Source organism: Tabrizicola sp., from assembly GCF_051645465.1.
In the GTDB taxonomy this organism is placed as follows: Bacteria; Pseudomonadota; Alphaproteobacteria; order Rhodobacterales; family Rhodobacteraceae; genus Tabrizicola.
Genome location: NZ_JBOFBI010000073.1, coordinates 1 through 13,008 on the forward strand (window position 1 = coordinate 1; position 13,008 = coordinate 13,008).

Below are 13,008 nucleotides of genomic sequence, written 5' to 3' on the forward strand. Positions count from 1 at the left end.
GATTATCCCGAGGGCGTCACCGGCTGTGGCCAGCTCGCCCCTTCATCGCCGCCATAACATCTGCTTCTCGTGATGCTGTATGGTCGCGGCCAGGTTCTGAAACTGGGAGGCAACGTAGTTGCGCAAACGCAAGGTGGCCGGCGTCCGCCCGGGGCCTGGCAGATACAACAGCCCCAGATCGCGGTCCGGATGATCGACCTTTATCGACAAAAGTCCGATGCCATAGCGCTTGCGCAGGCCAAAAACCACAGCGTACGGCAGGATCGTCAGCGCGTCCGACCCGGTCAGCACGCTAAGGACAGCAGACAAGCCGCCGCCCGAAAAGCTCACGCGAAAGTCTGCGTTGCCCAGTTTTTCCAGCATCAGCCGCATGTCCTGGAACAGCGGGCTGTCTTCGGGCGGTGAAATCCATGGAAAGCGCTTCAGGTCGCTTTCCGTCAGGCCACGGGCCTGCAGCAAGGGATGGCCTTCGCGGCACGCAATCACGTTGCGGCCGCGCAGGATGCTGTCGAACTGCAGGCCCGGCGGCACCATCTCGGTGCGGATGGGGCAAACAGCCAGGTCAAGGGCGCCACTTTGCACCCGCTCGGCCAGATCAACGGCATAACCATAAGTCTGGTCGATCCGGATCCCGGGATTGCTCGACTGAAACCCCGCCAGCATGGAAGAGATGACGCCGTCCATGAAGATCGGCGTGCCGCCCACCCGCACGGCCCCCGATCTGCCCGCGCGGTAGCTTTGCACGGTCTGCGAGGCGGCGGCGTTGGCCAGACCGATCCGGCGCCCCTCTTCCGCAAGACGCAGACAAAGCTCGGTCGGCTGCAACGGGCGTTTCCCCGGCAGGAACAGGGCCGCACCCACGCGCTGCTCCAGCGTCGAGACGCTTCGCGACAGGCTTGGTTGCGACTTGCCAAGCGCCGCAGCGGCCTCGGTCAGCCCGCCATGATCGACAATGGCGGCAAGCACTTCCAGTTGGCGGGGGTCAAGTTTCATAACACTGTGGTATATAGTGGCACCAAATTTGCATCAAGTTTCGCTTGTTTGGCCGCTAGGCTGGTATTTGAATCTATGAGCGATCCACGCATGCCCGCCTTTCAACCTAAGTTCGCCGTCACAATCGCGCCGGTCCGGGTGCGGTTCGGCGATGCCGCGCTGGCGGTCATCAAAGACGAGGTCGCCCGCCTTGGCTGTCATCGCGCGCTGGTCCTCACAACTCATACGCAGGCCGACATGGCCGAGAGCTTTGCGCAGGCTCTGGGCGACGATGCGGCAGGGGTTTTCACCGATGCACGCATGCACACACCGACGGAGGTGACCGAAAGCGCACTCGCCCATCTCCGTGCCCTCGGGGCGGACTGTCTGGTCGCTGTGGGCGGCGGGTCGACGACCGGCCTTGGCAAGGCGCTGGCCTTGCGGACCGATCTGCCGCAGATCGTGGTGCCCACTACCTACGCGGGCTCCGAGGCGACCGCGATCCTTGGCCAGACCGAGGGGGGCCGGAAAACCACCATCACCGACCCCCGGGTCCAACCTGAGGTCATCATCTATGACCCCTCGCTGGTGGCAACGCTTCCGGTCCCGCTGACTGTGGCATCCGGACTTAACGCCATGGCCCACGCCGTCGAAGCGCTTTACGCGCGCGACCGCAACCCGCTGTCGTCGGCCCTGGCCGTACAGGGCTTGCAGGCGATGGTCGATGGCCTTCCTGCCGTGCTCGCCAATCCCTCCGACCTGACCGCTCGGTCGCAGACCCTATATGGCGCGTGGCTCTGCGGCACGGTGCTGGGCCAGGTCGGCATGGCGCTTCACCACAAGCTTGCGCATGTGCTGGGTGGCAGCTTTGATCTCCCGCATGCCGAAACTCACGCGATCCTGCTACCCCATACCATCGGCTACAACGCCACCGCTGCCGCGACCGAGTTGTCTCCGCTGGCAGCGATGCTGGCCGCCCCACCAGGGAAGGGCCTTCATGATTTCGCCCGAAGCCTGGGCGCCCCCCTTGCGCTTCGCGATCTTGGGCTGACCAAGGCCGACCTGGACCGCGCAACCGATATCGCCCTGCAGAATCCCTACTGGAACCCCGCACCGCTGACCCGCCCCGGCATCCGGGCGCTGCTGGAGGCCGCCTGGGCCGGCGACGCGCCCATCTGACACACCGATCTCTGGGAGGAGAGACCCATGCCCACCGCTGATATCACCACCGACGTTCTGGTCATAGGCACCGGGCCCGCCGGATCCGCGACGGCCGCACTGCTGGCGAGCTATGGCGTCGACGTGATGGTGATCAACCGCTATCGGTGGCTTGCCAACACGCCGCGCGCGCATATCACCAACCAGCGCACGATGGAGGTCCTGCGCGACCTTGGAATCGAGGATGAGGCGTACCTTTTCGCGACACCCCAGCACTTGATGGGCGAAAACATCTTTTGCGAAAGCCTCGCGGGCGAGGAAATCGGGCGGATGAATTCCTGGGGCACGCATCCGATGTCGAAGGCCGAACACCTTCTGTCGTCGCCGACGCAGATGAACGACCTGCCCCAGACACTGATGGAGCCGCTGCTTTACAAGACCGCCTGCAGTCGCGGGGCACAGGGGCGGATGTCCACCGAGTACGTCAGCCATGTGCAGGACGAAGGCGGCGTGGCCACGACCTGCCGCGACCGCCTGACGGGGCATGACCTGACGATCCGGTCGAAGTACCTAGTCGGGGCCGATGGCGGCAATTCGCTGGTGGCCGAACACGCGGGCTTGCCGTTCGAGGGCAAGATGGGCGTCGGCGGCAGCATGAACATCCTCTTCCGTGCCGACCTGTCGCGGTATGTAGCGCATCGTCCGTCGGTTCTTTATTGGGTTATGCAGCCCGGCGCGGATGTCGGCGGCATCGGGATGGGCCTGGTGCGGATGGTCAAGCCCTGGACCGAATGGCTGATCGTCTGGGGCTACGACATCGCCCAGCCCGCCCCGGTGGTCGATGCCTCGATGGCGACCCAGGTGGCGCGCCAGCTGGTCGGCGATCCGGAGTTGGAGATCGAGCTGATTTCGGCCAGCACGTGGACGGTCAACAACATGTTTGCCACCCACATGCAGAACGGGCGCGTCTTCATCATGGGCGATGCTGCCCACCGCCATCCTCCATCAAACGGCCTTGGGTCAAACACCTCGATCCAGGATGCGTTCAACCTTGCATGGAAGCTGGCCGCAGTGGTCAAGGGGCAGGCGGGCGCGGCGCTTCTAGACAGCTACAGCGCGGAACGCGCGCCGATTGCCCGCCAGATCGTTACCCGCGCCAACCAGTCCATCGGCGAATTCGGCCCGATCTTTCAGGCGCTCGGCATGACGGGTGGCACCGACCACGCAAAGATCAAGGCGAACATGGATGCTCGCTGCGATACAGGCGCAGCCGCCGTCACCCAGCGCGCCGCCCTGCGCGAGGCGATCGCCTTCAAGAAATACGAATTCGACGCCCATGGTGTCGAGATGAACCAGCGCTACCGGTCCGGCGCCGTGGTGACGGACGGCCAGATGGAGCCCGCGTTCGAACTGGACGCCGAGCTTCATTACCAGCCCACCACATGGCCCGGCGCCCGGCTGCCGCATGTCTGGCTGTTCGATGCCCACGGTGGAAAGCACTCCACGCTGGACTTGTGCGGGCACGGGGCCTTTACCCTTTTCACCGGCATTGGCGGAGAGCCTTGGGTTGCAGCGGCCGACGCCATCGGGGCGGAACTCGGCCTGTCCCTCCGCATCCATGTGATCGGTCCCCGCCGGGCCTGGCTTGACCATACCGGGGCCTGGGCGCGGGCATCGGAGGTGGCGGACGCGGGCTGCATCCTTGTCCGCCCCGACCATCATGTCGCCTGGCGGTCCGAAGCGCTGTCCGCCGACCCCGCCGCCGATCTGCGCCGGGTCCTGACCGCAATCCTGCGGAGGACGTGATGGCAACGCGCACTTGGACGAAGTACCCTTATTTCGAGGAAGAAACCTCAGCCGATGTCGTGATCGCCCGGATGGGTACGGACATCGACCCGCGCCTGCGGCAGGTCATGACAGCGGCGATCACCCATCTCCACGCCTTCGTCAAAGAGGTGCGCCCGAACCACAAGGAATGGCTCGCGGCGATCCAGTTTCTGACGCGGACCGGGCATATGAGCACCGACTGGCGGCAGGAATACATCCTGCTCAGCGATACCCTTGGTGTCACCATGCTGGTCGATGCGATCAACAACAGCCATGGCGATGGGGCGACGGAAAACACGATCCTCGGGCCGTTCTATGTCGAGAACCCTCCGCACTATCCCAATGGCACGAATATCTGCCTAGATGGCAAGGGCGAGCCTTTGGTCGTGCGGGGACGCGTCCTAGACACGGACGGCAACCCCATTGCCGGGGCCACCATCGACGCCTGGCAGACCAATGAGGACGGGTTCTACGACGTGCAGCAAAAGGGCGTCCAGCCCGAGATGAACCTGCGCGGTATCTTCACCACGGATGCTGACGGCCGCTACTGGTTCCGCACGGTCAAGCCACGCTTCTATCCCATTCCTGACGATGGGCCGGTTGGCCAGTTGCTGGCCGCCATGGGCCGGGGTCCGAACCGTGCGGCCCACATCCATTTCAAGGTCAAGGCGCCGGGCCTCGAGGAGGTGATTACTCACGTCTTTCCGCCCGATTGCCCCTATCTTGAAACCGATGCGGTCTTTGGGGTGAAGGAAACGCTGATCGGCGATTTCCGCCATGTGGACGACGCGGCCGAGGCGGCTCGGCTGGGCTTCACCAATCCCTACTGGGCGCTCGACTGGGACTTCACCCTGGCACGGGCCAAATGACGACGCCTTGCATCATATGTGTCGCGATCACCGGATCGCTGCCCACCAAGGCGGACAATCCGGCGGTGCCGATCAGCATCGCCGAACAGGTGGAAAGCACGCATGCGGCGTTTGAGGCGGGGGCGTCCATCGTCCATTGCCATGTGCGCGATGACGTGGGACGGCCGACGTCGGATCCCGATCGCTTTGCAGCGCTGCAAGAGGGCATTCGCAAGCACTGCCCGGGCATGATCATCCAGTTCTCCACCGGGGGGCGTTCGGGTGCGGGGCACGAACGTGGCGGCATGCTGCCCCTGCGCCCCGACATGGCCTCGCTGACGGTGGGGTCGAACAATTTTCCGACCCGCGTCTATGAAAACCCGCCAGATCTGGTCGATTGGCTGGCGGCAGAAATGCAGGCCCATGACATCAAGCCAGAGGTCGAAGCGTTTGATCTGTCGCACATCGTGCAGGCCGCGACGATGGCGCGCGACGGTCGGCTGGCTGGCCCTCTTTACGTGCAGTTCGTGATGGGAGTGAAGAACGCCATGCCGGCGGATGAGCCGATCCTTGATTTCTACATCGCGACCTTGCAGCGGCTTGCGCCGGATGCGCTCTGGTGCGCGGCGGGGATCGGGCCCGCACAACTGACCCTTAACGAGTGGGCGATTGCCAAGGGCGGCCACACCCGCACAGGTCTGGAGGACAATGTCCGGCTGGACCGGCAGACGCTCGCGCCGTCGAACGCGGCATTGGTCCGGCGGGCGGTGGAGATATGTGAAAGGCACCATCGCCCCGTTGCCACTTGTGCCGAGGCGCGCCAAATGCTGGGGCTGCGGGCGGCATGAGGATGCTACCCCTCCAGCACCCGGGCAAGTTCGGGCTTCAACGCCAGAAGGGCCTTGGCAACTGCCTCTCGTTGTTCGGCGAAACGGGTCGACGGGATCGGCACCGAAATCGCATGCAGGTCGCCCGCCAGATCGGCAAAGGCGATCCCCAGCGCGGAAATCCCGTCCGTGTGATCGTCGATGTCCTCGGCCAGTCCCGCGGCACGGATTTGCCTAAGCCGGGCGTTCAGCGCGGGCCAGTCGCCACCCTTGCGGCCCCATTCGGCCCGCGCCATTGCTTCGGCCTCTGGCTCGGGCAGCATCGCAAGGCAGGCGCGGCCGTTGGCAGTGGTGGTCAGCGGGAACAGTTCGCCCACCGAGGATACAGTGCGCAGACGGTGGCTGCCGGGCACCTGGTCGAGAAAGATCATCTGCCCGCCACGCAGCACCGAAAGATCGACCGTCTCGCCCAGCTGGTCGCGCATCCGCGTCAGGTACGGGCGACACCGGTCCACGATGTTATACCGCGCAGCACGGGCCAGCGCGTGAAGTTCCGGCCCAAGCCTGACACCGTTCCCCATGGCCTGAGCAATGACGAGCCGTTCCTCCTGCAAAGCCGCGACGATCCGCTGCACGGTCGAGCGGGGCAGGGTCACGCGTTCCGCAATCTGCCCAAGGCTCAGGCCCGAGGGATCGTCCTTCAGCGCCCGCAGCACGGCGGCGGCCCGTGCGATCACCTGTATGCCGCTGCGCGAAGCGCCGTTGCTGTCGTCCATGGCCTGCCGTCCTGTCTGTCACACTTGGACCCGATGCGCGAAACGCCTCGCCGTCACAACCCGCGATGCGGTACAGACGACTCCTACAGGACAAATTGTTTGACCGCAATGTGGGCCATGTGTATCAACCTACGGTACAGATGGAGGAACCATTCTGCAGGATTTGAACGGCTGGACACCGCTTTGGCGGTGCAACGGGGGACGGGCCAATGGTGAAAGTGCGCGGCATCGAGTTTCAGGGAAACCTCGACAACCCAATGGGGTTGGAGTTCTACAACCTGTCCCACCGTTTCGGCTTCCAGCACCCGAATTGGCCCTATTTCCAGGACGTCAGGATCGAGCGTATCCACTACATGGCCAAGTCGGGCGTGCTTAGCCAACGCATCACCACGACCATGCACGCCACGACCCACATCGACGCGCCCGCCCACGTGGTGCAAGGCACGCCGTTCATCGACGAAGTTCCCCTACCGCATTTCTTCGGCACCGGGATCGTAGTATCGCTGCCGAAGAAGAAATGGGATTTCATCACCGGCGAGGACCTCGAAAAGGCCTGCGGTCACGCGATCCGGCCGGGTGATGTACTGATCATCAACACCGGCTGGCATCACCAGTATGAGGACGGCGACTACTTCCCCTACTGCCCCGGTTTTGTGCCCTCGGCGGGTGAGTGGATGGTGAAGAAGGGCGTCAAGGTCGTCGGCCATGACACGCAGGCCAATGACCATCCCCTGGCGACCGCTATCGGTCCGCAGCGCAACGGTCCGCTCCTGCCGCATCTGGAACAGGAATGGCGCGACCACAGTGGCGGGGGTGATTGGAAGAAGGATTTCCCCGATTGGGAGCCGGTCCACCAGATCCTGTTCAAGAACGGAATCCTCGGGATCGAGAACGTCGGAGGCGATCTGGATGCCGTCACCGGCAAGCGCTGCACCTTTGCGTTCTTTCCCTGGAACTGGGACCGCGGCGATGGCTGCATCATCCGGCTGGTCGCGATGATCGACAAATCACAGAACTACCGGATCGAGGCGGGGGCCAGTTTCTGATGCTGGTCAAGCGCTTTGCCGACGCCAAGCCCTACGAGGCCCCGAACCACCGGGGCGTCGTCGGTCTGCGCCTGCAGGGGTGGGAGGAGGGCGGGCCTACAAACCAGTGGCTGGGCTATTCCCAATTCCTGCCGGGTGGCGGGGCCGGACCCGACGCGACTCCTTTTGAGAAGGTCTATCTGGTGATCGAGGGCGAGATGACCGTCTTCGTCGACGGGCAAGAGACGGTGCTCGGTCCGATGGACAGCTGCACTATTCCACCCGGCGAAGTGCGCGAAATCGTCAATCGCAGCAACCATGTCTGCAAGATGGTCGTGGTTATCCCCTATCCGCCAAAGGTGTCTGCATGACCCCTGTCGGCCTCTTTGATGTCGCGGGCAAGGTTGCCCTGATCACGGGCGCGTCCGGCGCATTCGGCATGGTGGCGGCGCGGGTGCTGGCCGGGGCAGGGTGCCGCCTTGTGCTGGCGGCGGGCAAGGCCACGGAACTGGCCGCGATCGCCGCAGAATGCCGGACCCTTGGGGCCGATGTCACCGAGGTCAACGCCCGCCCCGAGACCGAAGCGGCATGCGCGGCGATGGTCGCGTCGGTGGAGCAGGCCTACGGGCGGCTCGATATCCTGGTGGTCGCCTCCGGCATGAACAAGGTCGCCAAGATCGAAGACATGGCGCCGGAGACCTTTGCGGCCGTGATGGACGCCAATGTGACCCAAAGCTGGCTTCTGGCACGGGCGGCGACGGTTCAGATGAAGGCGCAAGGGTCGGGGAAAATCGTCTTCGTCTCTTCCGCACGCGGCCTCCTCGGCCATCCGGCGGGCTATACCGCCTATTGCGCGTCGAAATCCGCCGTGGACGGCATCACCAAGGCGCTTGGCTGCGAACTTGGCCCTACCGGAATTACCGTGAACGCCATCGCCCCCACGGTCTTTCGCAGCCCCCTGACCGCCTGGATGTTCGCCGACACCCCAGAGGCCGAGGCGGTCCGCAAGGGCTTTCTTGCCCGCGTCCCCAAAGGCCGGCTGGGCGAGCCGGAAGACCTGGCGGGGCCGCTTCTGTTTCTCGTCTCGAAGGCCTCGGATTTCTACACCGGCCACATCCTTTACGCCGACGGCGGCTACACGGCAGGATGATCCAATGAAAAACCGGCAGATAGCGGTGATCGGGGCGGGGCTGATGGGCCACGGCATCGCGCTTTGCATGGCGCGGGCGGGGCATCATGTCACGATCACCGATCCCGTGCCCGAGGCCCGGGCAAGCGTCGCTGCCCGCATCGCCGACAGCCTGCAACTCTTGGGTCAAGGGCCTGCAGACATCGCCAAGACATTGAAACGGATCGAAATCTGCGAGACGGTAGGCGATGCTGTGCACCGCGCCGAAGTGGTCATCGAGGCTGCACCCGAGAAGATGGCCCTCAAGCAGGCGATCTTTGCCGAGGTCGAGGCGCATGCGCCTGACACCAGCATCCTCGCCTCCAACACCTCCGTGATGCCGATCACCCAGATCATGGGCGGCCTACGTTTGCGCAACCGGGCGCTCGGCACGCACTGGTGGAACCCGCCCCACATCGTGCCGCTCGTCGAGGTGATCCGGACGGAATGGACCGATGACGCCGCGATCGACGCGACCATGGCTCTGCTCGATGAAGCGGGAAAGACGCCGGTACGGGTCGAACGCGATGTGCCGGGCTTCATCGGCAACCGCCTGCAGCACGCGCTTTGGCGCGAGGCGATCAGTCTGGTCGAGCGCGGCATCTGCGACGCCGCGGCCGTCGATACCGTGGTCAAGGCCAGCTTTGGCCGCCGCCTTGCAGTGCTGGGCCCCCTGGAGAACGCCGACATGGTCGGCACGGACCTGACGCTCGACATCCATGACAACGTGCTGGCCGACATCGAGGACAGTCACACGCCATCGCCCTATCTGCGGGCGCTCGTTGCGGAGGGCAAGCTCGGCTTCAAGTCGGGGCAGGGCTTCCACGCCTGGACCGATGCGGAAAAGACCGCGCTCAGGGCGCGCGTCGCCAGGCATCTCATGGCTTTGCAGGATATGCTGGGGCCGGAGCCGCGTTTGAATAAAGGCGGGGCAAACCCCGCGACCACACACTGAAAAATCGTCAGGGAGGACGACATGCACAGAACCACTTTCAGCCGCCGCAAGTTCATCAAGACCGGAAGCGTGATGCTGGCGGCCCCCGCCCTGATGCGGGCGCGCCCCGCTCTGGCGCAGGACGGCGTGTTCAAGATCGGCCTTGTCGCGCCCACGACCGGCCCGCTTGCGGGCTTTGGCGAGGCGCAGGACTGGATCATCGCGGGCCTCAAGGACACGCTTGCCGGGATCACCAACAACGGCGCGCCGGTCACGATCGAGATCATCGCCAAGGACAGCCAGTCCAACCCCAACCGCGCGGCAGAGGTCGCGTCCGAGCTTATCCTCTCGGACGGCATCAACCTGATGCTGACCCATGCGACGCCCGATACGACGAACCCCGTTGCGGACCAGTGCGAGTTGAACGAAATCCCCTGCATTTCCACCAACTGCCCGTGGCAGCCTTACTTCTTCGGCCGCGGCGGCAACCCGGAGGTGGGCTTCAACTACACCTACCACTTCTTCTGGGGCCTTGAGGACATCATCGCGAACTTCACCGCGATCTGGGACCAGTCAGGTGTCGCGAAGAAGGTCGGGGCGCTGTTTCCAAATGACGCGGACGGCAACGCCTGGGGCGATCCGCAGCTTGGTCTGCCGGGGCCGCTGGCGGCAGCCGGGTACGAACTGATCGACCCCGGCCGCTATCAGCCCATGAACAATGACTTTTCCAGCCAGATCGCAGCCTTCAAGGCCGCGGGGTGCGAGATCGTGACCGGCGTGATGATCCCGCCGGATTTTGCGACGTTCTGGAGCCAGGCCGCCCAGCAAGGCTTCAACCCGAAGGTCGTGACCATCGGCAAGGCGCTGCTCTTCCCATCCTCGGTCGACGCACTCGCCGATCGCGGCGACGGCCTGACGACCGAGATCTGGTGGACGCCGGACTATCCCTTCTCGTCCAGCCTGACGGGCATGACCGCGCGCCAGCTGGGCGACGCTTATGTCGCCGAAAGCGGCAAGCCCTGGACGGCGACCCTCGGCTTTTCGCATGCGATCTTCGAGGTCGGCCTCGACGTGGTGAAACGCGCGACCGACCTGTCGGATACGGCGTCGATCATGGAGGCGATCAAGTCGACCAACCTCAACACGATGGTCGGTCCGATCAACTGGGCCAATGGCCCGATGAAGAACATCACCAAGACCCCGATGGTCGGCGGCCAGTGGAAGCGTCGCGACGGCAAGCTGGAACTCGTCATCGTCAACAACAAGCAGAACCCCGATATCCCGGTCACCGGCGATCTGACTCTGCTTGGCTGACAGGAGAGGGCCGGGCGGCGTCCAGCCTCCCGGCCCATACCCCATGACCCTCCTCGCGCTGGAAAACCTCTCGAAACGTTACGGGGCGCTGGTCGTCACCGAAGACCTGTCGCTTGAGGTGGAACCGGGTGAAATCCTCGGCATCCTTGGTCCCAACGGGGCGGGCAAGACGACGCTCTTCAACCTTATCGCAGGGACCGTGCAACCCAATGCGGGGCACGTCCTCTTTCGCGGGCAGGACATTACCGGCCTCGATGTCTCGGCACGCTGTCGGCAGGGCATCTCACGCAGTTTCCAGATCCCGCATCCGTTTTCCGGCATGACCGTCTTTGAAAACGTGCTGGTTGGCGCGACGTTCGGACGCCATGCCCATGCGGTCGGACCCGAGGCGCGGGCGGCGACAGTCCTGGAGCTGACAGGCCTGAAACCCAAGGCCAACAGTCTTGCGGGCTCGCTGACTTTGCTGGAGCGCAAGCGCCTGGAACTCGCGCGGGCACTGGCGACGGACCCCGAACTGCTGCTCCTGGACGAAATCGCGGGCGGCCTGACGGAACGTGAATGTCAGTCGCTTCTGTCGGCAGTGCGCGACGTCCACGCGTCCGGCGTGACGATCGTCTGGATCGAGCATGTCGTGCATGCGCTTCTGTCAGTGGCGAAGCGGCTGGTCGTTGTAAACTTCGGCCGCAAGATCGCCGACGACACGCCCGAGGCCGTGCTGGCCAGTCCCGAGGTCAAGTCAGTCTATATGGGGGCAGATCATGTCTGACCTTCTCGAAGTCGATGACCTTCATGCCTTCTATGGCGACTTTCAGGCCCTGCATGGCGTGTCCTTGCGCCTGCGGCAGGGCGAGGTTCTGGCGCTGATCGGGGCCAACGGGGCTGGGAAGTCGACCCTGCTCAAATCCATCTGCGGTCTGGTCACTGCCCGTCAGGGGTCGATCCGCTGGCGCGGCGCAGAGCTTCTGGGCCAAACGCCGAACCGGATCGTGGCGCAGGGCGTGGCGCTGGTGCCCGAGGGGCGCAGGCTCTTCCCCAGCCTCTCGGTCGAGGAAAACCTGATCCTCGGCGGTCAGGTGCGCCGTCCCGGGCCGTGGTCGCTCCGCACGGTCTACGACCTCTTCCCCATCCTGCAGGAAAAGCGCCACGCGCCGTCCACGTCGCTGTCGGGTGGGCAGCAGCAGATGGTGTCGATCGGGCGGGCGCTGATGTCGAACCCCGACCTGATCCTGCTCGACGAGCTGAGCCTCGGCCTCGCGCCGATCGTCATCAAGGACATCTACACCCAACTTCCGCGCATTACCGGGCAGGGCATGTCGGCCATACTGGTCGAGCAGGACGTGACCCGCGCGCTGGGGGCCTGCGTGTCGTTTACCTGCCTCGCCGAAGGGCAGGTCGCGCTGGCCGGTGCGCCAGGTGATCATGGCCGCGACGCGATTTCAGCTGCGTATTTTGGAACCTGACCTTCATGGAATATCTGAACATCATCGTGCAAGGCATTCTGGTTGGAGGGCTTTACGCCCTCTTCGCTGCCGGTCTTTCCCTGATCTTCGGCGTCATGCGGCTGGTCAACATCGCCCATGGCGACCTTATCGTGCTGGCGGCCTATGTCGCGATGGTGGTGGTCCAGGCCACCGGTCTGCATCCCCTGCTGTCCCTGGTCGTTGTGGTGCCGTTGCTGGCCGTGTTCGGCTATGCGCTGCAGCGGCTGATCCTGAACCGCACGCTTGGCAAGGACCTGCTGCCCCCGCTTCTGGTGACGTTCGGCCTCTCGGTAATCCTGCAGAACGGGCTGCTGGAGGTGTTCACCGCTGACAGCCGCAAGCTGAATGCAGGCGCTCTGGAAACCGCAAGCTTTCAGCTTGGGGGTTCGATTTCAATCGGTTATCTACCGCTCCTGATGTTTGTCACCGCGGTCGCGGTGATCGCTGGTCTGCAGTTCCTTTTCTATCGGACAGCGCTTGGCCGCGCGTTCCGCGCCACCTCTGACGACGCGGAAATCGCGCAACTGATGGGCCTCGAGAAACGCCACATCTTTGCCTGCGCCATGGCTCTGTGCCTGGGCGTCGTTGCCATCGCCGGGGTTTTTCTGGCGATCCGGTCGAATTTCGATCCGTTCATGGGCCCCGGGCGGCTGATCTTCGGCTTCGAGGCGGTGATCA

The 13,008-nt window shown here is 64.3% G+C and carries 14 protein-coding genes; 12 read left to right on the forward strand and 2 right to left on the reverse strand.

The features are described from left to right. Nucleotides 1-42: 42 nt before the first annotated feature. Nucleotides 43-993: a LysR family transcriptional regulator gene (locus ACRCSW_RS04180; RefSeq protein WP_438702842.1), complete on the reverse strand. Its 951-nt coding sequence runs from the start codon at nucleotides 991-993 to the stop codon at nucleotides 43-45. 90 nt (nucleotides 994-1,083) lie between these two features. Here ACRCSW_RS04180 and ACRCSW_RS04185 point away from each other — a divergent pair, with 90 nt between their 5' ends. From ACRCSW_RS04185 to ACRCSW_RS04200, 4 genes are read left to right on the forward strand one after another with little or no spacing between them, the layout of a single operon-like run. Then, nucleotides 1,084-2,151: a maleylacetate reductase gene (locus ACRCSW_RS04185; protein ID WP_438702844.1), complete on the forward strand. Its 1,068-nt coding sequence runs from the start codon at nucleotides 1,084-1,086 to the stop codon at nucleotides 2,149-2,151. A 27-nt stretch (nucleotides 2,152-2,178) separates the two neighbouring features. Next, the gene (locus ACRCSW_RS04190; RefSeq protein ID WP_438702846.1) at nucleotides 2,179-3,936 is read left to right on the forward strand and encodes an FAD-dependent oxidoreductase; all 1,758 of its coding nucleotides are present in this window, start codon (nucleotides 2,179-2,181) and stop codon (nucleotides 3,934-3,936) included. Beyond that, nucleotides 3,936-4,826, forward strand: coding sequence for an intradiol ring-cleavage dioxygenase (locus ACRCSW_RS04195; protein WP_438702847.1), 891 nt, complete (start codon nucleotides 3,936-3,938; stop codon nucleotides 4,824-4,826). Before ACRCSW_RS04190 ends, ACRCSW_RS04195 begins: the two co-directional genes overlap by 1 nt. After that, entirely contained in the window at nucleotides 4,823-5,653 is an 831-nt protein-coding gene (locus ACRCSW_RS04200; protein WP_438702849.1) for a 3-keto-5-aminohexanoate cleavage protein, read from the forward strand. Before ACRCSW_RS04195 ends, ACRCSW_RS04200 begins: the two co-directional genes overlap by 4 nt. A 5-nt stretch (nucleotides 5,654-5,658) precedes the next feature. Here ACRCSW_RS04200 and ACRCSW_RS04205 read toward each other — a convergent pair whose 3' ends face one another. Next, complete coding sequence (locus ACRCSW_RS04205; RefSeq protein WP_438702851.1) at nucleotides 5,659-6,408, reverse strand: IclR family transcriptional regulator; 750 nt, start codon at nucleotides 6,406-6,408, stop codon at nucleotides 5,659-5,661. A gap of 209 nt (nucleotides 6,409-6,617) precedes the next feature. Here ACRCSW_RS04205 and ACRCSW_RS04210 point away from each other — a divergent pair, with 209 nt between their 5' ends. From ACRCSW_RS04210 to ACRCSW_RS04245, 8 genes are all read left to right on the forward strand, one after another. Further along, on the forward strand, nucleotides 6,618-7,454 hold the full coding sequence (locus ACRCSW_RS04210) for a cyclase family protein (RefSeq protein WP_438702853.1): 837 nt from the start codon (nucleotides 6,618-6,620) through the stop codon (nucleotides 7,452-7,454). Then, nucleotides 7,454-7,804, forward strand: a complete 351-nt coding sequence (locus ACRCSW_RS04215; protein WP_438702854.1) for a cupin domain-containing protein — start codon at nucleotides 7,454-7,456, stop codon at nucleotides 7,802-7,804. Before ACRCSW_RS04210 ends, ACRCSW_RS04215 begins: the two co-directional genes overlap by 1 nt. Then, complete coding sequence (locus ACRCSW_RS04220; protein ID WP_438702856.1) at nucleotides 7,801-8,583, forward strand: SDR family NAD(P)-dependent oxidoreductase; 783 nt, start codon at nucleotides 7,801-7,803, stop codon at nucleotides 8,581-8,583. Before ACRCSW_RS04215 ends, ACRCSW_RS04220 begins: the two co-directional genes overlap by 4 nt. Nucleotides 8,584-8,587: 4 nt before the next feature. Then, nucleotides 8,588-9,556, forward strand: a complete 969-nt coding sequence (locus ACRCSW_RS04225; RefSeq protein ID WP_438702857.1) for a 3-hydroxyacyl-CoA dehydrogenase family protein — start codon at nucleotides 8,588-8,590, stop codon at nucleotides 9,554-9,556. A 21-nt stretch (nucleotides 9,557-9,577) separates the two neighbouring features. After that, on the forward strand, nucleotides 9,578-10,849 hold the full coding sequence (locus ACRCSW_RS04230; RefSeq protein WP_438702859.1) for an ABC transporter substrate-binding protein: 1,272 nt from the start codon (nucleotides 9,578-9,580) through the stop codon (nucleotides 10,847-10,849). A gap of 43 nt (nucleotides 10,850-10,892) precedes the next feature. Beyond that, a complete protein-coding gene (locus tag ACRCSW_RS04235) occupies nucleotides 10,893-11,615 on the forward strand; it encodes an ABC transporter ATP-binding protein (protein WP_438702861.1) in 723 nt (240 codons plus the stop codon). After that, complete coding sequence (locus ACRCSW_RS04240) at nucleotides 11,608-12,309, forward strand: ABC transporter ATP-binding protein (RefSeq protein ID WP_438702863.1); 702 nt, start codon at nucleotides 11,608-11,610, stop codon at nucleotides 12,307-12,309. Before ACRCSW_RS04235 ends, ACRCSW_RS04240 begins: the two co-directional genes overlap by 8 nt. 5 nt (nucleotides 12,310-12,314) lie before the next feature. Further along, nucleotides 12,315-13,008, forward strand: a 694-nt coding sequence (locus tag ACRCSW_RS04245; protein WP_438702865.1) for a branched-chain amino acid ABC transporter permease, incomplete at its 3' end; no start/stop codon positions are given.